23 protein-coding genes are annotated in these 21,695 nt (G+C 59.1%); all 23 read left to right on the top strand.

The window, feature by feature from the left end; translation table 11 throughout:
• Positions 1-39 precede the first annotated feature (39 nt).
• The 23 genes from JAO82_RS10130 (at position 40) to JAO82_RS10020 (ending at position 21,684) form a co-directional block, all read left to right on the top strand.
• Positions 40-1,977: an acetyl/propionyl/methylcrotonyl-CoA carboxylase subunit alpha gene (locus JAO82_RS10130; RefSeq protein ID WP_198686260.1), complete on the top strand. Its 1,938-nt coding sequence runs from the start codon at positions 40-42 to the stop codon at positions 1,975-1,977.
• Positions 1,978-2,042: 65 nt separating this feature from the next.
• On the top strand, positions 2,043-2,906 hold the full coding sequence (locus JAO82_RS10125) for a hydroxymethylglutaryl-CoA lyase (RefSeq protein ID WP_198686259.1): 864 nt from the start codon (positions 2,043-2,045) through the stop codon (positions 2,904-2,906).
• Positions 2,899-3,681, top strand: a complete 783-nt coding sequence (locus JAO82_RS10120; RefSeq protein ID WP_198686258.1) for a crotonase/enoyl-CoA hydratase family protein — start codon at positions 2,899-2,901, stop codon at positions 3,679-3,681. The genes JAO82_RS10125 and JAO82_RS10120 overlap by 8 nt, the downstream gene beginning before the upstream one ends.
• 289 nt (positions 3,682-3,970) lie before the next feature.
• Positions 3,971-4,336 (top strand): NADH-quinone oxidoreductase subunit A, encoded by a 366-nt coding sequence (locus JAO82_RS10115; RefSeq protein ID WP_198686257.1) that lies wholly within the window; start codon positions 3,971-3,973, stop codon positions 4,334-4,336.
• Positions 4,336-4,860 carry a NuoB/complex I 20 kDa subunit family protein gene (locus JAO82_RS10110; RefSeq protein ID WP_198686298.1) on the top strand — a complete coding sequence of 175 codons (525 nt, stop codon included), beginning with the start codon at positions 4,336-4,338 and terminating at the stop codon, positions 4,858-4,860. Before JAO82_RS10115 ends, JAO82_RS10110 begins: the two co-directional genes overlap by 1 nt.
• Positions 4,857-5,489 carry an NADH-quinone oxidoreductase subunit C gene (locus JAO82_RS10105; protein WP_198686256.1) on the top strand — a complete coding sequence of 211 codons (633 nt, stop codon included), beginning with the start codon at positions 4,857-4,859 and terminating at the stop codon, positions 5,487-5,489. The genes JAO82_RS10110 and JAO82_RS10105 overlap by 4 nt, the downstream gene beginning before the upstream one ends.
• A gap of 169 nt (positions 5,490-5,658) precedes the next feature.
• Positions 5,659-6,882 (top strand): NADH-quinone oxidoreductase subunit D, encoded by a 1,224-nt coding sequence (locus tag JAO82_RS10100; protein WP_198686297.1) that lies wholly within the window; start codon positions 5,659-5,661, stop codon positions 6,880-6,882.
• Positions 6,883-6,964: 82 nt separating this feature from the next.
• Positions 6,965-8,116 carry an NADH-quinone oxidoreductase subunit NuoE gene (gene nuoE / locus JAO82_RS10095; protein WP_198686255.1) on the top strand — a complete coding sequence of 384 codons (1,152 nt, stop codon included), beginning with the start codon at positions 6,965-6,967 and terminating at the stop codon, positions 8,114-8,116.
• 19 nt (positions 8,117-8,135) lie between these two features.
• Positions 8,136-8,363 carry a DUF5337 domain-containing protein gene (locus JAO82_RS10090; RefSeq protein WP_198686254.1) on the top strand — a complete coding sequence of 76 codons (228 nt, stop codon included), beginning with the start codon at positions 8,136-8,138 and terminating at the stop codon, positions 8,361-8,363.
• Positions 8,364-8,368: 5 nt separating this feature from the next.
• The gene (gene nuoF / locus JAO82_RS10085; protein WP_198686253.1) at positions 8,369-9,667 is read left to right on the top strand and encodes an NADH-quinone oxidoreductase subunit NuoF; all 1,299 of its coding nucleotides are present in this window, start codon (positions 8,369-8,371) and stop codon (positions 9,665-9,667) included.
• Positions 9,668-9,696: 29 nt separating this feature from the next.
• Entirely contained in the window at positions 9,697-10,035 is a 339-nt protein-coding gene (locus tag JAO82_RS10080; protein WP_232897335.1) for a hypothetical protein, read from the top strand.
• A gap of 98 nt (positions 10,036-10,133) precedes the next feature.
• Positions 10,134-10,481 (top strand): DUF5333 domain-containing protein, encoded by a 348-nt coding sequence (locus JAO82_RS10075; RefSeq protein ID WP_232897334.1) that lies wholly within the window; start codon positions 10,134-10,136, stop codon positions 10,479-10,481.
• A gap of 5 nt (positions 10,482-10,486) precedes the next feature.
• Positions 10,487-12,553 carry an NADH-quinone oxidoreductase subunit NuoG gene (gene nuoG / locus JAO82_RS10070; RefSeq protein WP_198686251.1) on the top strand — a complete coding sequence of 689 codons (2,067 nt, stop codon included), beginning with the start codon at positions 10,487-10,489 and terminating at the stop codon, positions 12,551-12,553.
• Positions 12,550-12,930 (top strand): hypothetical protein, encoded by a 381-nt coding sequence (locus JAO82_RS10065; protein ID WP_198686250.1) that lies wholly within the window; start codon positions 12,550-12,552, stop codon positions 12,928-12,930. Before nuoG ends, JAO82_RS10065 begins: the two co-directional genes overlap by 4 nt.
• A 6-nt stretch (positions 12,931-12,936) precedes the next feature.
• Positions 12,937-13,977, top strand: a complete 1,041-nt coding sequence (gene nuoH, locus JAO82_RS10060; protein WP_198686249.1) for an NADH-quinone oxidoreductase subunit NuoH — start codon at positions 12,937-12,939, stop codon at positions 13,975-13,977.
• A gap of 2 nt (positions 13,978-13,979) precedes the next feature.
• A complete protein-coding gene (gene nuoI, locus JAO82_RS10055; protein ID WP_198686248.1) occupies positions 13,980-14,474 on the top strand; it encodes an NADH-quinone oxidoreductase subunit NuoI in 495 nt (164 codons plus the stop codon).
• Positions 14,471-14,884: a carboxymuconolactone decarboxylase family protein gene (locus JAO82_RS10050; RefSeq protein ID WP_198686247.1), complete on the top strand. Its 414-nt coding sequence runs from the start codon at positions 14,471-14,473 to the stop codon at positions 14,882-14,884. Before nuoI ends, JAO82_RS10050 begins: the two co-directional genes overlap by 4 nt.
• Positions 14,881-15,483, top strand: a complete 603-nt coding sequence (locus tag JAO82_RS10045; RefSeq protein ID WP_198686246.1) for an NADH-quinone oxidoreductase subunit J — start codon at positions 14,881-14,883, stop codon at positions 15,481-15,483. The genes JAO82_RS10050 and JAO82_RS10045 overlap by 4 nt, the downstream gene beginning before the upstream one ends.
• 45 nt (positions 15,484-15,528) lie before the next feature.
• Positions 15,529-15,834: an NADH-quinone oxidoreductase subunit NuoK gene (gene nuoK, locus JAO82_RS10040; RefSeq protein WP_198686245.1), complete on the top strand. Its 306-nt coding sequence runs from the start codon at positions 15,529-15,531 to the stop codon at positions 15,832-15,834.
• 4 nt (positions 15,835-15,838) lie between these two features.
• Positions 15,839-17,890 carry an NADH-quinone oxidoreductase subunit L gene (nuoL, locus tag JAO82_RS10035; protein WP_198686244.1) on the top strand — a complete coding sequence of 684 codons (2,052 nt, stop codon included), beginning with the start codon at positions 15,839-15,841 and terminating at the stop codon, positions 17,888-17,890.
• Entirely contained in the window at positions 17,890-19,431 is a 1,542-nt protein-coding gene (locus JAO82_RS10030; protein ID WP_198686243.1) for an NADH-quinone oxidoreductase subunit M, read from the top strand. Before nuoL ends, JAO82_RS10030 begins: the two co-directional genes overlap by 1 nt.
• 15 nt (positions 19,432-19,446) lie before the next feature.
• Complete coding sequence (gene nuoN, locus JAO82_RS10025) at positions 19,447-20,895, top strand: NADH-quinone oxidoreductase subunit NuoN (protein WP_232897333.1); 1,449 nt, start codon at positions 19,447-19,449, stop codon at positions 20,893-20,895.
• Between the two features lie 36 nt (positions 20,896-20,931).
• The gene (locus JAO82_RS10020; protein ID WP_198686242.1) at positions 20,932-21,684 is read left to right on the top strand and encodes a biotin--[acetyl-CoA-carboxylase] ligase; all 753 of its coding nucleotides are present in this window, start codon (positions 20,932-20,934) and stop codon (positions 21,682-21,684) included.
• Positions 21,685-21,695 lie beyond the last annotated feature (11 nt).

Here is a 21,695-nt window from a genome sequence, read left to right as displayed (position 1 = left end):
GCAGCCCCCGCTCCAACGGGCGACATAAGGACCCGACCGATGTTCGACACGATCCTCATAGCCAATCGCGGCGAAATCGCCTGCCGGGTGATTGCGACCGCACAGGCGATGGGCCTGCGTTGCATCGCGGTCTATTCGGATGTTGATGCGGGCGCCAAACATGTGCAGATGGCGGATCTTTCGGTGCCCATCGGCGGTCCGGCCCCGGCCGACAGCTACCTGCGCGGTGCGGCGGTTATCGATGCTGCGTTGAATACCGGCGCGCAGGCAATCCATCCCGGCTATGGGTTCCTGTCCGAGAACCCGGATTTCGTGCAGGCGGTCGAAGCCGCCGGGCTGGTCTTCATCGGCCCCTCGGCAAGCGCGATCGGCAAGATGGGGATGAAGGATGCCGCCAAGGTGCTGATGGTGCAGGCTGGCGTGCCGGTGGTGCCGGGCTATCACGGCGATAGCCAGGACCCCGACCACCTCGCGCAAGAAGCCGATAAAATCGGCTTTCCGCTGCTGATCAAGGCGGTCGCTGGCGGGGGCGGCAAAGGCATGCGCTTGGTCGAGGATTCGGCCAGTTTTGGCCCGGCTCTGGAAAGTGCCCGCAGCGAAGCCCGCACCGCTTTTGGGAACGACAAGGTGCTGCTTGAGAAATATATCACCAGGCCGCGCCATATCGAGGTTCAGGTCTTTGGCGATGGAAAAGCCGCGCTGCATCTGTTTGAGCGCGACTGCTCGCTGCAACGCCGCCACCAGAAAGTGATCGAAGAGGCTCCGGCGCCGGGTATGACGGCCGAGATGCGCGACGCGATGGGACAGGCGGCAGTGCGCGCCGCCGAGGCTATCGGCTACACAGGCGCGGGCACGGTTGAATTCATCGTTGATGCCTCCGACGGCCTGCGCCCCGACCGGTTCTGGTTCATGGAGATGAACACCCGACTTCAGGTCGAGCACCCGGTAACGGAGGCAATCACCGGGGTCGATCTGGTGGAGTGGCAGCTGCGCGTCGCCGCAGGTGAACCGCTACCGCTGCGCCAGAAAGATCTGAGGATCACGGGTCACGCCTTTGAGGCCCGGCTCTATGCCGAGGACGTGGCCAAGGGGTTCTTGCCCGCGACGGGCACCTTGACACATCTGCGCTTTCCTGAGTTCTGCCGCGCCGACAGTGGGGTGCGCAGGGGTGATGCGATCAGCCCCTTTTATGATCCGATGATCGCCAAGGTGATTGTACACGGGCCGACGCGCGCGGTTGCGTTGTCGCGCCTCACGCGCGCACTTGCCCGCACGCAGGTGGCTGGTTCGGTCACCAACCTGGCCTTTTTGGGCGCATTGGCGCGTCATCCGGCGGTTGCTGCTGGCGATGTTGATACCGGGCTGATCGCGCGGGACATCGACGATCTGGTGCGCAAGCTGCACCCACAACCCGGACATGTGATCGCTGCGGCGATGGCCGCAACAGCCGCCGGGCAAGATGGCTGGGACCGTGGCTTCAGCCTGTGGGACGCGCTTGAACATGATGTAACCTTGGGGTTTGAAGGCGAAGAAATCAGAGTGACATTGCGGGCCAAAGGCCCGGATCGACAGGACTGGTCGACGAACGGCCAGCGCATTACAGCCAAACGAGTTAACAATGAGTGGAGGATTGACGGCGCGGCCCTGGCGCAGACAACGCTTGCCGGGGCGATCATCACGGTGTTTGATGACTATGGGCTGCCTTTTACTGTGATCGATCCGTTAGAGCGCGCGGCGGGTTCTCTAGGCGGTGGCGATCTCGCCGAGGCGCCGATGCCGGGAGTGGTCAAGGCGGTTTTGATAAAGGTAGGCCAAGCTGTGACAGAGGGCGATCAACTGGCGGTGCTGGAGGCAATGAAGATGGAGCACGCTTTACTGGCGGCGCGTGACGGGGTGGTGGCCGAGGTGCTCACCCAAGCCGGTGCGCAGGTTGAGGTGGGTGCGGCGTTGGTGCGGCTGGAGCCCCTGGTAAAATAGACTGCGCAACTGGGGCGACCGACGGAATTGGGTATTTGAAACCAGAAAAAGACAAGGGGTCGGCAATGGGTAATGCGGTTGAGATTTATGAGGTCGGGCCACGCGATGGCCTGCAAGACGAAACGCGTAGCATTCCCCTGTCGGAAAAAGTCGCGCTGATTGATTGCCTGAGCCGAGCCGGGTTTTCGCGGATAGAAGTTGGCAGTTTTGTGAGCCCGAAATGGGTACCACAGATGGCGGAAACGGCAGGGGTTCTGGCGGGTATCAGTCGCGCGCCGGGGGTGCGCTATGCGGCGCTGACGCCGAATATGCAAGGCTACGAGGCTGCGCTTGTGGCGGGGGCGGATGAAATCGCGGTCTTCGCTTCGGCCAGCGAGGGATTTTCGCGGGCGAATATGAATGCCAGCATATCGGAAGCGCTGGAGCGGTTCCAACCGATACTGGAGGCGGCGCGCAATATCGATCTGCCGGTCCGCGGCTATATTTCATGCGTGACCGATTGCCCGTTTGACGGCAAGACGCCACCAGCGCAGGTGGCGGCTTTGGCGGATCGGCTGTTCGCGCTGGGCTGCTATGAAATTTCGCTCGGGGACACGATTGGCCGGGCTACGCCGGACAGTATTACGAAGATGCTGATCAAGGTGCGCGATGTCGTTCCAGTGGGGCGTCTGGCGGGGCACTATCATGACACCGGCGGGCGGGCGATTGCCAATATTGATGCCTCACTGGCCTTGGGGTTGCGGGTGTTCGACGCAGCGATAGGCGGGCTGGGCGGCTGCCCATATGCACCTGGCGCCCCGGGCAACGTAGCGACTGAAGCGGTCGCGGCGCATCTGGAGCGGCTCGGCTATAACACCGGGCTGAACATGGACGTGTTGCGCGAGGCCGCCGGGCTGTCACAGGCCATGCGGGAAGGGGCCGATGTTTGAAACGCTTGAATTGGAGGTCGATCCCGGTGGTATCGCGCGACTGACCCTGAGTCGGGCTGACAAGCACAACGCCATGTCTGGCCAGATGATCGCCGAACTGAAACAGGCAGCGGCAGAATTGGGGGCGAATAAAGCGGTGCGGGCGGTACTCCTCTCCGGGGCGGGAGACAGTTTTTGCGCGGGGGCCGATTTGGGCTGGATGCGGGCGCAGATGGTGGCGCAGCCCGAAGTCCGCTTTTCCGAGGCGCGCGCGCTGGCGGAAATGTTGCAGGCGTTCAACAATCTGCCGAAACCGCTGATTGGCGCGATTCAGGGCAATGCTTTCGGCGGGGGCATCGGCTTGATCAGCGTCTGCGATATGGCCATCGGTGCAGACCATGTGAAAATGGCCCTGACGGAGACGCGGCTGGGTCTGATCCCGGCCACCATCGGGCCCTATGTGATCGCCCGCATGGGCGCTTCACGGGCGCGGAGGGTGGTCATGTCTGGCCGCGTTATCAAGGCGCGCGAAGCGGTCGATCTGGGTTTGCTGGCGCGGGTTGTGCCCGCCGGAGACCTGGTCGAGGTTGTCGAGGCTGAACTCACCTCTTATCTTAAGTGTGCGCCGGGGGCGGTGGCTGCGGCTAAAGCAATGATCCACGCGCTGGCGCCCCCCATCACCGATGCGATCATCGACCAGAGCATTGCGGCGCTGGTGGCGGGTTGGGAAACCGATGAAGCGAAAGAGGGGATCGCTGCATTTTTCGACAAGCGCAAGCCGAATTGGGCGCGCTGAGCCGAGAATGCTTTAGATACAATCGAGCGCCGTCGCAGTTTTGCAGATGCAGCAGCCCAAAAAGGGGTCTGCTGAGTCGGGCGCAGGCGCGCCGTGCAGTGGTTATGTGTTCATAAAACAACAGGTTTGGGGTCACAATTGACGTCCCGCACCCCAGGGCGGCATTTCAGTCGCGCTTTGTCGGGTCCGCCCCGTTGACCCCCATCGCGCACAGGGATAGACAGCGTGCCAAGTCAACAGGCCCAGTCGCGACACCCCGTCGCACGCGCAGATTACGAAGGAGCCGCTCGTGGAAGAGATGTTGCGGGAATACCTCCCGATCCTGATTTTTTTCGGCGTTGCCGTGGGACTGGGCGCAGTGCTGATTCTGGCCGCTGTCGTGCTGGCCGTCCGCAACCCCGATCCCGAAAAGGTCAGCGCCTATGAATGTGGTTTCAACGCCTTCGACGATGCGCGAATGAAATTTGATGTGCGCTATTATCTGGTGGCAATTCTGTTCATCATTTTCGATCTGGAAATCGCTTTTCTGTTCCCATGGGCGGTCGCCTTCAAGGACGTGAGCATGGTTGGGTTTTGGTCGATGATGATGTTCTTGGCGGTCCTGACCGTCGGGTTCGCCTATGAGTGGAAGAAGGGGGGGCTGGAATGGGAGTGATGACCGGAGCCAACACTGCCGGCGCTGACCGCGAGGTGACAACGCAGGCGCTGAATCGAGAGCTGCAGGACAAGGGCTTCCTGCTCACCTCGGTCGAGGACTTGATCAACTGGGGTCGCACGGGATCACTGCACTGGATGACCTTTGGCCTGGCCTGTTGTGCAGTCGAAATGATGCATGTTTCGATGCCGCGCTACGATGCCGAGCGCTTTGGTATCGCGCCCCGCGCCAGCCCGCGACAGTCAGACGTGATGATCGTGGCCGGCACGCTGACCAACAAGATGGCCCCGGCGCTGCGCAAGGTCTACGACCAGATGCCCGAGCCGCGCTATGTCATCAGCATGGGCAGTTGCGCCAATGGTGGGGGGTATTACCATTACAGCTATTCGGTCGTACGCGGTTGTGACCGTGTGGTGCCCGTGGATGTCTATGTGCCAGGTTGCCCACCGACTGCCGAGGCGCTGCTTTACGGGCTGCTGCAGTTACAGCGCAAGATCCGCCGCACAGGGACGATCACACGATGACCGATTCGTTGAACCAACTTGGTGCCCATATTGAACAATTGCGCCCCGACGCCATACTTGGCCGTCAGGTTGCGATGGACGAATTGACGCTGGATGTGTCGCTGACGCATCTGCTTCCCTTGGTCGAGTTTCTTAAGGCCGATTCGTCCTGCAAATTTTCGACCTTGATCGACATCACCGCCGTCGATCACCCTGAACGCCCCAAGCGTTTCGACCTCGTGTACCATTTTCTGTCGATGTACCAGAATCACCGCGTCCGACTGCGGGTCGCAATTCGCGAAGACGATATGGTGCCGTCGATTACCGGTCCGCACCCTTCGGCCAACTGGTTCGAGCGCGAGGTGTTCGACATGTTCGGAATCCTGTTCACTGGTCACCCAGATCTGCGCCGCCTGCTGACCGATTACGGGTTTCGCGGGTTTCCGCTGCGCAAGGATTTTCCGACCACCGGCTATACCGAAGTCCGCTATGACGAAGAACAGAAACGCGTCGTCTACGAGCCGGTTTCGCTGGTACAGGAATATCGCCAGTTCGATTTCATGAGCCCGTGGGAGGGCGCAGAATACATCCTGCCCGGCGACGAAAAGACGACAGCGGACGGGCAGGCGTCGAAAGAGAAGGCCAAGTAATGGGCACGCTGTGGTGGCTGATCCTGTCGGCGCTCACGGCCATCCCGATGGTCAGGCTGCTGCCTTTCGGGGTCAATAAAATTGGGGCTGCACTACACCCAATTCCCTTGGGACCCCTTGGGTCGCTTCGGTGGATGGGGCTGAAACTGCAGGAGCTGGAGAGAAAATGATGGACGGCTCGAAATTCGATGACGGTTCGGTTGACGCGCTGACAGGTGAGCAGCAGATCCGCAATTTCAACATCAACTTTGGCCCTCAGCACCCGGCGGCGCATGGGGTGCTGCGTATGGTGCTGGAACTGGACGGAGAGATCGTCAAGCGGGTCGATCCGCATATCGGTCTGTTGCATCGCGGCACCGAAAAGCTGATGGAAAGCCGCACCTATCTGCAAAACATGCCCTATCTTGATCGGTTGGACTATGTGGCTCCGATGAATCAAGAACATGCTTGGTGTATGGCCATTGAGAAGCTGACGGGCACCACCATACCGCGGCGCGCCAGCTTGATCCGGGTGCTTTATTCCGAAATTGGCCGCGTTCTGAACCATCTGCTGAATGTCACCACTCAAGCCATGGATGTGGGCGCACTGACTCCGCCACTCTGGGGCTTTGAAGAGCGCGAAAAGCTGATGATCTTTTACGAGCGCGCCTGCGGAGCCCGCCTGCATGCGGCCTATTTCCGCCCCGGCGGCGTTCACCGCGATCTGCCACCCGACCTGCTCGACGATATCGAGGCTTGGGCCGAGGCCTTCCCCGAGGTTCTTGATGATATCGAGCTGTTGCTGACCGAGAACCGCGTCTTTAAGCAGCGCAATGCCGATATCGGTATCGTCACCGAAGAGGACATCCTTGAATGGGGGTTCTCGGGTGTGATGGTGCGTGGGTCGGGGCTGGCCTGGGACTTGCGCCGTTCGCAACCCTATGAATGCTATGATGAATTCGACTTCCAGATTCCCGTCGGCAAAAATGGCGATTGCTATGATCGGTACCTGGTGCGGATGGAGGAGATGCGGCAGTCGACGCTGATTATCCGTCAGGCGATCGAAAAGCTGCGCGCCGAACCCGGGCCGGTTCTGGTGCGGGGCAAGCTGACACCGCCAACACGCAGCGACATGAAAACGTCGATGGAAGCGCTGATCCACCATTTCAAGCTCTACACCGAAGGCTTCCACGTGCCAGCGGGCGAAGTTTACGCCGCGGTGGAGGCGCCCAAAGGTGAGTTCGGCGTTTATATGGTGGCCGACGGCACCAATCGGCCCTATCGCGCCAAGCTGCGTGCCCCTGGTTTCTTGCACCTGCAAGCCATGGACCACCTATGCGTGGGCCATATGCTGGCCGATGTTTCCGCGATCTTGGGCACCTTGGACATCGTGTTCGGAGAGATCGACCGATGAACATAACGCCCTTGCTTCTTCTTGCCCAAAATATCCCCGCCGGAGGCTCTCACGCCTGCCGCGCGCACAGAGAGACAATCTGATGCTCCGTCGTTTGCACCCCGATCAACCCGATAGCTTTGCCTTTACCCCGGCCAATCGCAAATGGGCCGAGGCCGAAATTACCAAATTTCCCGAAGGGCGGCAGGCCAGTGCGATCATCCCGCTCTTGTGGCGTGCTCACGAGCAGGAGGGATGGCTGACACGTCCGGCAATAGAATACGTGGCCGATATGCTTGGCATGGCCTATATTCGGGCCTTGGAAGTCGCCACATTCTACTTTCAGTTTCAGCTGCAACCCGTCGGAAGCGTTGCAAATATTCAGGTTTGTGGCACCACGACCTGCATGATCTGCGGTGCCGAGGATCTGATCGCGGTCTGTCGCGATAAAATTGCACCAACGCCCCATACCGTAAGTGCTGATGGCAAGTTTTCGTGGGAAGAGGTCGAGTGTCAGGGGGCCTGCGCCAATGCGCCCATGGCGATGATCGGCAAGGATTATTACGAAGATCTGACCGCTGATCGGCTGGCCGAAATCATTGACGAGTTGGCCGCCGGAGCCGTGCCGGTGCCGGGCCCACAGAACGGGCGGTTTTCCTGCGAATCGCTGGGCGGGCCAAGCAATCTGACCGGCCATGTTGAAAACCGCATGGAACATAACGGCTCGGTCGCCCGCGCTGTGGAACTGGGCGATACCGTCAAACGAATCGATGGCACCGAAGTGCCGCTCCTTGCGAAGTGGATCGCCCGGCCAGAGGGTGGCGACAACACGCAGGGCAACGCGGCCCAGCCTGACCGCTCGGAAGGGCGTGCGCCCGACCATACCGGGGCAACCAAACAGGAGGCACCGGAGCAGCCCAAGGGTCATCCGGTGTCCAAAGCAACCCCGGCACCAGACGGGGAAAAGCCGGTAACGCTGGAGCGCGCCCGTGGCGGAACACCTGATAACCTGAAACTGATAAAAGGCATCGGTCCTAAAATCGAGGCGATGCTGAATCAGATGGGCATCTATCATTACGACCAGATCGCCGCTTGGAGTGACGCCGAAATCGCTTGGGTCGATCAAAACCTCGAAGGTTTCAGGGGCCGGATCAGCCGCGACAGCTGGATCGCGCAGGCGGCCAAACTGGCCAGCGGCGAAGAGACTGAATTTGCAAAACGGGCTGGAGAAGACGGCCTTTACGACAAGGATTGACCATAGGCACAAGCGCGTCATGACAGCCGATCAAGATATTGCCATCACCCGAAAGGGACGCCATGTGGCGCTGGTCATTGCGGTGACCATGCTCGTTTGGCTGGTGGCGACGCTGTGGCTGGGGCCAGCGATGGGTCTGGCGGGGCGATACGCGCTGTTGTTTGATCTGGCCGCGCTGGCGGCGCTGGTCTATGCGATGGTCAACATTTATCAACTCTGGCGGATGCGCCGGGACAGACGAGGGTAGCCGCGATGCTGAAGGACGAGGACCGGATCTTTACCAACCTTTACGGGATGAATGATCGTTCACTGCGTGGCGCTCAGGCGCGAGGCCATTGGGATGGCACAGCCGACATTCTCCAGAAGGGTCGCGACTGGATCATTCAGGAGATGAAAGATTCCGGTCTGCGCGGGCGCGGTGGTGCAGGTTTTCCAACGGGTCTGAAGTGGTCGTTCATGCCCAAGGAAAGCGACGGGCGTCCATCCTATCTGGTGGTGAACGCGGATGAATCCGAGCCCGCCACCTGTAAGGACCGTGAGATCATGCGCCACGATCCGCACACCTTGGTTGAGGGGTGCTTGATCGCCAGTTTCGCGATGGGTGCCCATGCGGCCTATATCTATATCCGTGGCGAGTTCATCCGCGAGCGCGAGGCGCTTCAGGCCGCCATTGACGAGGCTTATGATGCCGGGCTGATCGGACGCAACGCCGCCGGATCGGGCTGGAATTTCGACCTTTATCTCAGTCATGGGGCCGGTGCTTATATCTGCGGCGAGGAAACCGCGCTGCTTGAAAGCCTTGAAGGCAAGAAAGGCATGCCGCGCATGAAGCCGCCCTTTCCGGCAGGGGCGGGCCTCTATGGCTGCCCAACGACGGTGAACAACGTCGAATCTATCGCGGTGGTTCCCACAATCCTACGGCGCGGGGCCGACTGGTTTGCCAGCTTTGGCCGCCCGAACAACTCGGGCACAAAGCTGTTCGCCCTGACTGGCCATGTGAACACGCCCTGCGTGTTCGAGGACGAGATGAGCCTGCCGGTGCGCGAGTTGATCGAGAAACATGGCGGCGGCGTGCGCGGTGGCTGGGACAATCTCAAGGCGATCATCCCCGGCGGCGCGTCCTGTCCGGTCCTGTCCAAGGAGGCGCTGGAGGGGGCGATCATGGATTTCGATTGGATGCGCGATAATCACTCATCCCTCGGCACCGGCTGCATGATCGTGATGGACAATGATACCGATGTCATCAAAGCGGTTTGGCGGCTCTCGAAATTCTTCAAACACGAAAGTTGCGGCCAGTGCACGCCGTGCCGCGAGGGCACCGGCTGGATGATGCGGGTGATGGACCGTTTGGTGACCGGCGATGCCGAGGTCGAGGAAATCGACATGTTGCTGGATGTGACCAAACAGGTTGAGGGACACACGATTTGTGCGCTTGGCGACGCTGCCGCGTGGCCAATTCAGGGATTGATCCGACATTTCCGGGACGAAATCGAGGAACGCATCAAACATAAGCGCACGGGACGGGGCGCGAGCGTATTGGCGGCGCAATAGGCGAACCGAACAGGGGAGAGGGCAGCAAAATGAAAAAGACGCTCCGACCGGTGTTGGCGCTGACGATTTTCGGCGCGCTTGTCGCATGTGCTGGCAGCGCGCCCAAGACCTATCCGTTCGACGGGGTCTATTTCAAAGCCAAGGCAGCGGCTGTGAACAAGACGGTGACGCGATCTGTCTTTATCGTGCAGGTGGCCGACGCATCGCAATCGATTACCGGGGCGCGGGAGGCCGGTCGCTATGAGGGCACGCGCTACTGTATTGAGAACTATGGTACATCCGACATCATCTGGGAGATTGGTCCTGACAACCCCGAACTGGTATTGGCCGATGACACGCTGACCCTGAAAGGAATGTGTGACGCATGAGGGGAGATCGGTGGACCCGCGGGGGTAAAGAGATCAAGCGAATTAAGGCCGTTGCAATAGTTGCGACATTCTGCGTGGCCGTGCCAGCGAGCGTCGCAATGGCCAATCCGCCTTTGCGTGAAGTACCCGAGATCGAAGACACCTTGTTCATCGTGGCCATTGCCGATGAGGTTTCCAAAAAATGCGACAGCATTTCGGGGCGTCGCCTCAAGGGGCTCAGCATTTTGCTGAACCTGCGTGCGCACGCCAATCGGCTCGGCTATTCCGACGCCGAGATCCGGAACCAAGTTGAATCGGATGCCGAGAAGAAGCGGATGCGGGCAAAGGGCGAGGCGTATTTGAAGTCACAAGGTGTGGCGATCGGCGAGTCCGAAACCTACTGCGCGTTCGGACGCGCGGAAATCAAGAAATCTAGCGCCATCGGTGCGCTGTTGAAGGCGAAGTGAGTGCCATGTCTGACCTGCGCAAGATCAATATAGACGGAACTGAAATCGAAGTGGACGGGGCCATGACCCTGATCCAAGCCTGTGACGAAGCGGGCATCGAGATCCCGCGTTTCTGCTATCACGAACGCCTCTCGATCGCGGGGAACTGCCGCATGTGTTTGGTCGAGGTGGTGGGCGGCCCGCCCAAACCTGCCGCGTCCTGCGCAATGCAGGTGCGCGACCTGCGCCCCGGACCCGAGGGCGAGCCGCCGATGGTGCGCACCAACAGCCCCATGGTCAAGAAAGCGCGCGAAGGGGTGATGGAGTTCCTGTTGATCAACCACCCGCTGGACTGTCCGATTTGTGATCAGGGCGGCGAGTGTGATCTGCAGGATCAGGCGATGGCGTATGGCGTAGACTTCTCACGCTACCGCGAACCCAAGCGGGCCGTCCAGCCGCTCGATCTGGGGCCATTGGTCGCGACCCATATGACCCGGTGCATTCACTGCACCCGCTGCGTGCGTTTCATGACCGAGATCGGGGGCAGCCCGGAAATGGGCGCGACAGGCCGCGGTGAGGATATGCGCATCGTCACCTATGGCAACGAAATCACGGAATCCGGCGACGATGCGGTCGCCTCTGCCCTGCGCGCCAGCCTGAGTTCTAATATGCAAGGGAATATCGTCGATCTGTGCCCGGTCGGGGCGCTGACATCTAAGCCCTACGCCTTTACCGCCCGTCCGTGGGAATTGACCAAGACCGAAAGCATCGACGTGATGGATGCACTTGGGTCGTCAATCCGTGTCGATACAAAGGGGCGTGAGGTGATGCGCTTCCTGCCACGCAACCACGACGGCACCAATGAAGAATGGATTTCGGACAAGACGCGGTATGTGTGGGACGGGCTGCGCCGCCAGCGGCTGGACACGCCCTATATCCGTGAAGGTGGTAAGCTGCGCAAAGCCAGCTGGCCCGAGGCGCTGACAGCGGCGGCCAAGGCATTGAAAGGCAGCGAGAAAATCGCCGGGATCATCGGCGATTTGACCCCGGTCGAGGCCGCCTTTGCGCTCAAGCAATTGATCGAAGGGCAGGGCGGAATCGTCGAATGCCGCACCGACGGGGCGAAACTGCCCGCCGGTAATCGGTCCGGCTATGTCGGCACCGCCCGGATTGAGGATCTGGATGATGCCGAGATGATTCAGATCATCGGCGCGAACCCCGCCATCGAAGCGCCGGTTCTGAACGCACGTATCCGCAAGGCCTGGCTGCATGGTGCGCAAGTCGGATTGATCGGTGAAAAAGCCGATCTGACCTACGATTACGAATATCTCGGTGCAGATCGCGCGGCCTTGGAAAAACTGTCCTCGCAAACAATTTCGGATGAGGCCAAGGACACGAAATCAGTCGTGATTGTTGGGCAGGGCGCCCTGCAAGAGGCCGATGGCGCCGCCGTACTCGGGCATGCCATGAAGCTTGCGGAGAACTCGAATTCGCTATTCATGGTGTTGCATACCGCCGCCTCGCGGGCGGGTGCGATGGACATCGGTGCCACCTGCGAGGGCGGCATGGAAGCCGTGGGCGCCGCCGAAGTAATCTTCAACCTTGGCGCTGATGAAGTGGATATCGCCGAGGGGCCGTTCGTGATCTATCAAGGCAGCCACGGTGATCGGGGCGCGCACCGGGCCGATGTGATCCTGCCGGGCGCCGCCTATACCGAGGAACGCGGACTGTTCGTAAATACCGAAGGGCGCCCGCAACTGGCGCTGCGCGCCGGCTTCGCGCCCGGAGAAGCCAAGGAAAATTGGGCGATCCTGCGCGCATTGTCGGCCGAAATGGACGCGACGCTGCCTTATGATACGCTGATTCAGTTGCGCAACGCGCTGGTCGAGATGGTACCTTATCTGGCCGATATCGACGAGGTTCCTGAAAACGACTGGCAGCCAGTCGCCGCCGGGGAACTTGGACAGGCGACATTCCGCACCGCAATCCGTGATTTCTGGCTGACCAACCCGATCGCCCGTGCCTCGGAGTTGATGGCCGAAATGTCGGCGCGCGCGCGTGCTCGCGACGAGGCGGGAATCGCGGCAGAATGATGCGCACCGCGCTCATACCGCCCTTGATGCTGATGGCTTGCAGCCCGCAGTCTGCGACGACGGCGTTCGAGCCCGAGTATTTGAGGGCCGAAGCTACGGCGCTTGATGGCGATCTGGTTCAGGTCGATGCGGCCATGCGCGGAGCCCGCACGGTTGCCGATTTGGAAACCTATGTCGAATGCGCGCTGTCGCAGTATGCGCTCAAGCAAGACTATGGTTTCGCCCGACATTTGCGCACGAAAATCAAGGAACGGGGTGGTGTATTGAGCGCAGATGCTGTTTACACCATCTCGCCATCACTGCCCCGCGGGCTGGCGACCATCGACGTAAAAATCGAGGCTGAAAATTGCGCGGAAAACGGAATACCCACGGTGTGAGGACTTATGGCTGATTTCTTTTTCACCAACCCGCTGGGCATTGGTCTGCTGATTGTCGGTCAGATCATGCTGCTGGTGGTGCCATTGCTGCTGGCACTGGCATTCTTGATGTATGCGGATCGCAAGATCTGGGCGGCTGTGCAGTTGCGCCGCGGACCCAACGTGGTCGGCGTATTCGGCCTGCTGCAAAGTTTTGCGGATTTCTTGAAATACATCGTGAAAGAGGTGGTGTTCCCCGCCGGAGCCGACAAGGCGGTATTCCTGCTCGCACCAATGGTCACATTGGTCATGGCATTGGTGGCTTGGGCGGTAATTCCGTTCAACGACGGCTGGGTACTGAGCGATATCAACGTCGCGATCCTTTACGTTTTCGCGGTTTCCTCACTAGAGGTTTACGGCGTCATCATGGGCGGGTGGGCCAGTAACTCGAAATATCCGTTCCTCGGCAGTTTGCGGTCGGCGGCGCAGATGATTTCCTACGAGGTCAGCATCGGCCTGATCATCATTGGCATCATCATTTCGACCGGCAGTCTGAACTTTGGGGATATCGTCGACGCGCAAAGAGGCGATTGGGGTATCTTCAATTGGTATTGGATCCCGCATTTCCCGATGCTGTTCCTGTTCTTCATATCGTCGCTGGCGGAAACCAACCGACCGCCCTTTGATCTGCCCGAAGCCGAAGCGGAACTCGTCGCGGGTTATCAAGTGGAATACTCGAGCACGCCATTTCTGCTGTTCATGATCGGTGAACTGGTCGCGGTGGTGCTGATGTGCGCGCTGGTGGTCCTGATGTTCTTCGGCGGCTGGCTATCGCCGGTGCCGTTTTTGCCGGACGGGATCTTCTGGATGATCCTTAAGATGCTGCTGGTGTTCTTCATGTTCGCGATGGTCAAGGCGATCACGCCTCGCTACCGCTATGATCAGCTGATGCGGGTCGGTTGGAAGGTATTCCTGCCGCTGTCGCTGGGCTGGGTGGTGTTCGTGTCCTTTGCCGCGAAATTCGACTGGTTCTGGGGCGGTTTCGCCCGCTGGACCACAGGAGGCTGACAATGACGCAGATCGACTATGGCCGCGCCGCGAAGTATTTTTTGCTCTGGGATTATTATCTCGGCATGAAGGTCGGGCTGAAATACTTCTTCAAGCGCAAGGTAACGGTGAATTACCCGCACGAAAAAGGGCCGCTGTCGCCGCGCTTTCGAGGCGAACACGCGCTGCGTCGCTATCCCAATGGCGAAGAGCGCTGCATTGCGTGTAAGCTCTGCGAAGCGATCTGCCCGGCCCAGGCAATCACCATCGACGCCGAACCGCGTGAAGATGGCTCGCGCCGCACCACGCGCTATGACATCGATATGACGAAATGCATCTATTGCGGTTTTTGCCAGGAGGCCTGCCCGGTCGACGCCATCGTCGAGGGGCCGAATTTCGAGTTTTCGACGGAAACCCGTGAAGAACTTTACTACGACAAGGCCAAGCTTCTGGACAACGGCGATCGCTGGGAAGCCGAGATCGCGCGCAATCTGGAAATGGACGCGCCTTACCGATGACCGATGATACTCCGCGTAATCCGTTCGATGTGATGATGCAGCAGGCCCAGCAAATGGCCAAGACGCTGAATCCGGCGCTGGAATCTTTCTCGCCCAAGGGCTTTGAAGGGCTGTGGCCCACCATGCCCAAAGAAGCGATGGAGATGATGTTTGGCAATCTGGTCAACAAAGAAGGGCTGGATGCCAAAACGCGGCTGTTGCTTGTTATTGCAGGCTTGACGATGCAGGGCGCCCAGGCCGATACGGCGCTGCGCCAGACCATTCGCCATGCGCTGGCGGCGGGGGCCAAGAAACAGGAGATCGTGGAAACGATCGGCCAGATGTCGGTTTTCGCCGGCCTTCCCGCTATGAACCGTGCGCTGGAACTGGCGCAAGATGTCATGGGCGAGACAAAGGATGAAGAGTCATGATCGCATTTGCCTTTTACCTTTTCGCAGTCAGTGCGATCACCGGTGGCTTATTCACCGTGATTAGCCGCCAGCCGGTGCATTCAGTGCTGTGGCTGATCTTGGCGTTTCTGTCTTCGGCGGGTCTGTTCGTGCTGCTGGGGGCCGAGTTCGTCGCCATGTTGCTGGTCATCGTCTATGTCGGCGCGGTCATGGTGTTGTTCGTGTTTGTGGTGATGATGCTGGATGTGGATTTCGCCGCACTTAAGGCCGAGATGGCCAGATATATGCCGTTGGCATTGTTGATCGGCCTGATCCTTTTGATGCAGTTCGTGATGGTCTTTGGCGTTTGGGAAAGCAATGCCGCTGCAGAAAGCTTGCGGGCGCAGGTGATGCCGGAAGATCGGCACAATATCGAAGCCTTGGGCCTGATCCTTTATGACCATTATTTTCTGCTGTTCCAACTCGCCGGGCTGATCCTGTTGGTGGCGATGATCGGGGCGATTGTGCTTACCCTGCGCCACCGCTCTGACGTCCGGCGCCAGGATGTGCTGGCGCAGATGTGGCGGGATCCGGCGAAGGCAATGGAATTGAAAGACGTGAAACCGGGGCAGGGTCTGTGATGCGGGCACTGGTGAAAAATTTTCCGGGAGGCAAGGAAGTAAGCAATGATCGGACTTGAGCATTATCTGACGGTGGCGGCGATTATGTTCGTCATCGGCATTTTCGGGCTGTTCCTGAACCGCAAGAACGTGATCATCCTGCTGATGAGCATCGAGCTGATCCTGTTATCGGTGAACATCAATCTTGTCGCCTTTTCCAGTTTCCTGAATGATCTGACCGGGCAGGTCTTTACGCTATTCGTGCTGACTGTAGCCGCTGCAGAAGCGGCAATCGGGTTGGCGATCCTTGTGTGTTTCTTCCGCAACCGTGGCTCTATCGCGGTGGAAGACGTCAACCTGATGAAGGGCTAGCGACATGGAAACCATTATCCTTTTCGCGCCGCTTGTCGGCGCCCTGATCTGCGGCTTTGGGTGGAAGCTGATTGGCGAAACCGCCGCGCTTTGGATTTCGACGGGACTGCTGTTCCTGTCGGCGCTCCTGTCTTGGGTCGTGTTCTTTGGGTTTGACGGTGTCACCGAAAAAATCCAGATCCTGCGCTTTATTGAAAGCGGCGCGCTGGCGACAGAATGGGCGATCCGGATGGACCGCTTGACGGCGATCATGTTGATCGTCATCACCAGCGTTTCTGCGCTCGTTCATCTGTATTCGTTTGGTTACATGGCCGACGACCCCCAGTGGAAAGAGGGCGAAAGCTATAAGCCGCGTTTCTTTGCCTATCTGTCGTTTTTCACCTTTGCCATGCTGGCGCTGGTTACTGCCGACAACCTGATTCAGATGTTCTTTGGCTGGGAAGGGGTAGGTGTCGCATCATATCTGCTGATCGGCTTCTATTATCGCAAGCCCAGTGCCAATGCCGCCGCGATCAAGGCGTTCGTGGTCAACCGGGTCGGGGATTTCGGCTTCGCACTGGCGATGTTTGCCATTTTCTTTCTTGTCGACAGCATCAAGTTTGATGACGTGTTCGCCTATGCGCCGACGCTGGCGGAAACCCAGCTAACCTTTCTGTGGACCGAATGGAGCGCGGCGAACCTGATCGCCTTCTTGCTGTTCATCGGTGCGATGGGAAAATCGGCGCAATTGTTCCTGCACACATGGTTGCCCGATGCGATGGAAGGCCCGACGCCTGTTTCGGCCCTGATCCACGCGGCAACAATGGTGACGGCGGGGGTTTTCCTGGTGTCGCGCATGTCGCCGCTCATGGAATTCGCGCCAGAAGCGATGATGTTCGTCACCGTGATCGGGGCCAGCACGGCGTTCTTTGCAGCGACCGTGGGGCTGGTGCAGACCGACATCAAACGGGTGATTGCCTATTCGACCTGTAGCCAGCTGGGATACATGTTCGTTGCCGCGGGCGTCGGTATGTATTCGGCGGCCATGTTCCACCTGTTCACGCATGCGTTCTTCAAGGCACTGTTGTTCCTTGGCGCGGGCTCGGTGATCCATGCGATGCATCACGAGCAGGACATGATGAACTATGGCGGATTGCGCAAGAAGATCCCTTACACCTTCTGGGCGATGATGATTGGCACGCTGGCGATAACCGGTGTCGGAATCCCGCTGACACAGATTGGTTTCGCTGGGTTTCTCTCGAAGGATGCGATCATCGAAAGCGCTTGGGCCGGGGGGAGCGGTTACGGGTTCTGGCTGCTGGTATCGGCAGCGGCGCTGACCAGTTTCTATTCGTGGCGTCTGATCTTCCTGACCTTCTTTGGCAAGCCGCGCGGCGATCAGGAAACCCATGATAATGCGCATGAAAGCCCGATGACGATGCTGATTCCGCTGGGCGCTTTGTCGGTGGGCGCGGTGTTTGCCGGTATGATCTGGTATGGCAGTTTCTTTGGCCACGCGGATCAGGTCGGCAAGTTCTACGGCATCCCGATGGCTGAGGCGGTGGCCGAGGACGGCGCCGGCGCTGCGGATGGGGCGCATCACTACGTCTTTGCCGGTCAACCGGGCGAGGGCGCGCTGTACATCGCTCAGGATAACCACGTTCTGGAAGAGGCGCATGCGGCACCGGTCTGGGTTAAAGTATCGCCCTTTGTCGCGATGCTGGGCGGGCTGATCATGGCGGTCTGGTTCTACATCGTAAATCCGTCGCTGCCGGGCCGTCTGGCCGCAACACAGCGCCCACTATATCTGTTCTTCAAGAACAAGTGGTATTTTGACGAGCTTTACGACGTGATTTTTGTTCGCCCCGCCATTGGCGTAGGTCGCCTGTTCTGGCGGCGCGGTGATGGCAACGTGATCGATGGTTTCCTGAACGGAGTCGCCATGGGGATCGTGCCGTTCTTCACCAAACTTGCCGGGCGGGCACAATCCGGGTTCATCTTTACCTATGCTTTCTGGATGGTGCTGGGCATCGTTGCCCTGGTCACCTGGATGTCGATCGGCGGAGGCGTTCAGTAATGGACAACCTACTTTCCATTGTTACTTTTCTGCCGACGCTAGCGGCATTAATCCTTGCGGTGTTCCTGCGCGGGAATGACGAAGCGGCGAACCAGAACGCTCGCTGGGTGGCGCTGTTCGCGACCACGGCGACTTTCCTGATCTCGCTGCTTATCCTGTTTGGCTTTGACCCCGAAAATACCGGGTTTCAGTTTGTCGAGCAGGCCGACTGGCTGCTGGGACTGCAGTACAAGCTGGGTGTCGATGGCATCAGCGTTCTGTTCGTGATGCTGACCACTTTCATCATGCCGCTGACAATCTTGGCCAGTTGGAAGATCACCGATCGCGTCAAGGAATATATGATCGCATTCCTAGTGCTGGAGACGCTGTTGATCGGCGTGTTCGCGGCACTGGATCTGGTGCTGTTTTACCTGTTCTTCGAGGGCGGGCTGATCCCGATGTTCCTGATCATTGGAATTTGGGGCGGCAAGAACCGGATTTATGCGTCGTTCAAGTTTTTCCTCTATACGTTTCTTGGCTCGGTCCTGATGCTGGTGGCGCTGGTGGGCATGTTTGCGGATGCCGGCACAACCGATATCGAGACATTGCTGAGCCATCAGTTCGGCAGCGAGACCTTCAGCCTGCTGGGTCTGCAGATCATTGGCGGCATGCAAACAATTCTGTTCCTGGCATTTTTTGCCAGTTTTGCAGTCAAACTGCCGATGTGGCCGGTGCACACCTGGCTGCCTGACGCCCACGTCGAGGCCCCCACTGCAGGGTCGGTGGTGCTGGCGGCGGTCCTGTTGAAACTGGGCGGCTATGGCTTCCTGCGCTTTTCTCTGCCGATGTTTCCGGTAGGCAGCGACGTATTGGGGCCGCTGATGCTGTGGCTGGGTGCGATTGCAATTGTCTACACTTCGCTTGTGGCGCTGGTTCAAGAGGACATGAAAAAGCTGATCGCTTATACCTCGGTCGCGCATATGGGCTTCGTGACCATCGGGATCTTCGCGGCCAACCAGCAGGGGATTGATGGGGCCATTTTCCAGATGCTCAGCCACGGATTTATTTCTGCGGCCCTTTTTCTGGTCGTTGGTGTGCTTTATGACCGAATGAAGACACGCGAGATTGAAGCCTATGGTGGGCTTGCCATCCGGATGCCCGCCTTTGCGCTGATCTTTATGTTGTTCACCATGGCCAATCTGGGCTTGCCCGGTACCAGCGGGTTCATCGGCGAATTTCTGACCATGTTTGGTGTCTTTCAGGTCAATACTTGGGTCGCGTTTGTGTCCGCTACTGGCGTTATCCTCAGCGCGTCCTATGCGCTCTGGCTCTATCGCCGTTTGGTGTTTGGGGATCTGACCAAGGCAAGTTTGAAAACCATTGCCGATATGTCAGCCCGTGAGAAGGCGATTTTTGCGCCATTGGTGGCGATGACCGTGCTCTTGGGTGTCTACCCATCCTTGGTCACCGACATCATCGGGCCTTCAACAGCCGCCTTGGTCGCCAATTATGATACTGCGTTGAACGCGGCGGAAACCGCCCTGCAGCACGCTTCGAATTAAGGGATTTTACGGATCATGGACATGTCGATACAGGCCGATCTGAACGTCATTCTCCCCGAAATCGTTCTGGCTATCTTTGCAATGCTGGCGCTGCTGGGCGGAGTCTATACCCGCAAGGATGGCGCGGCACCGATTTTGGTCTGGCTGACCGGTTTGGTAATGGTTGTGCTTGCGGCTTGGATTGCTGCGAACGGAGAGGGCACAAGAATCGCCTTTAACGGAATGTTCATCGATGACGGGTTTGCACGGTTTTCCAAAGTTGCAATCCTGATCGCGGCGGCAATCGTTCTGGTGATGAGCCAGGATTACATGCAGCGGCGCGGATTGCTGCGCTTCGAATTCCCGATATTGGTGGCGCTTGGCACGGTTGGCATGATGATGATGGTCAGTGCCGGCGACCTGATGGCGCTGTATATGGGGCTCGAGCTGCAATCTCTGTCGCTTTACGTGATCGCGGCCTTGCGCCGGGACAGCGTCAAATCGACCGAAGCGGGGCTGAAATATTTCGTCCTGGGCGCGCTCAGCTCGGGGATGTTGCTGTATGGCGCGTCGCTGGTCTATGGCTATGCCGGAACAACATTGTTCAGCGGCATCATCCAGACCGCGCTTGAAGGCGAGGTGTCGATCGGCTTGCTGTTCGGATTGATCTTCCTGATCTCGGGTCTGGCGTTCAAGGTCAGCGCGGTACCGTTCCACATGTGGACACCGGATGTCTATGAAGGTTCTCCGACGCCGGTCACCGCCTATTTTGCAACGGCCCCGAAGCTGGCGGCGATGGGCTTGTTCGCGCGGGTGCTGTTTGATGCCTTTGGCGGCGCAGTCGGTGACTGGCAGCAGGTCATTGCGGTGTTGTCGCTGTTCTCGATGTTCCTCGGCGCGGTCGGCGCCATCGGGCAGTGGGAATTCAAGCGCCTGATGGCCTATTCTTCGATCACCCATATGGGCTTTGCGTTGATGGGGCTGGCCGCCGGAAACGCGTTTGGCGTGCAGGCGATGCTGATCTATATGGCAATCTATGTCACCATGAATGTCGGCACCTTTGCCTTCATCCTGATGATGGAGCGTGACGGGGTGCCGATCACTGATATCCGCGCGCTCAATATGTATGCCCGGCGCGAACCCGGCAAAGCAATGGCCATGCTGGTCTTGCTGTTCAGCCTTGCCGGGGTGCCGCCATTCTTGGGCTTTTTCGGCAAGCTGTATGTGCTACGCGCGGCCTATGAAGGCGGGCTTGTCTGGCTGGCCGTGGCCGGTGTGATCGCCTCGGTAATTGCGGCGTTTTATTACCTGCGCATCGTCTATTATATGTATTTTGGCGAGGAAGGCGAAGTACTTGAAACGAATTCAACCCCGGTTCTGTGGGGCGCACTGATGGTATCGGCAGCGGTGATGTTGCTGGGAATCGTCAACATGTTCGGTGTCGAGACCGCAGCGGCATCGGCAGCAGCGACCCTTGTCAACTGATCGCACATTGGCTTGGTCTGGGTGGCCTCCTGCACGATGACGCAGGGGGCAATCTGGCCGGAAGGCTACGGCCGACGCATATTGGATCAAGTCGATTCGACGCTGGACGAAGCGGCGCGAATAGCGCCAGCCCTGACCGGCCCTGAATGGATCATGGCGCATCGCCAATTGGCCGGGCGCGCGCGGCGTGGGCGCGGCTGGGTCGATCCGGTTGGCAACCTGTCGGCCACTTTGGTCCTGTTTCCCAAAGAACCGTTGACGGTTGCATCGCTGCGCAGCTTTGTTGCGGCGCTGGCGCTTTTGGACACCTGCGTTGCCGTAAGCGGGCGCAGCGACGGATTTGCCTTGAAATGGCCCAATGATGTGCTTCTAAATGGCGGTAAGCTGGCCGGTATTTTGCTTGAAAGTTCGGGACAGGGCGCGCGGCTGGGCCATCTCTCGATCGGTATTGGGGTGAATCTGCTGACGACGCCCGAGGCGGTCGAGCCGGGGGGGCTGTGTCCGGTGTCGCTGTTTTCGGAAACTGGCGCGCAGATCGACCCCGAAACATTTCTAGATTATCTTGCTGCCGCCTATGCTCGCCGCGAGGCGACTTTCATAAGTCAGGGCTTTGAACCCATCCGCACAGCCTGGCTGGCCAGCGCGGCGCGGATCGGGGAAGTGATTACGGCGCGGACCGGCACGACCCAGACACAGGGCAGATTCGAGACAGTGGACTCGGCTGGTAATCTTGTGCTGCAGTGCGCACAGGGCCGGGTGGCAATACCGGCGGCAGAGGTGTTTTTCTGAACAGAAAGGGG

Source organism: Pontibaca salina (assembly GCF_016307205.1).
Classification (GTDB): Bacteria; Pseudomonadota; Alphaproteobacteria; order Rhodobacterales; family Rhodobacteraceae; genus Pontibaca; species Pontibaca salina.
This window is presented reverse-complemented; position numbering and strand designations above follow the sequence as displayed.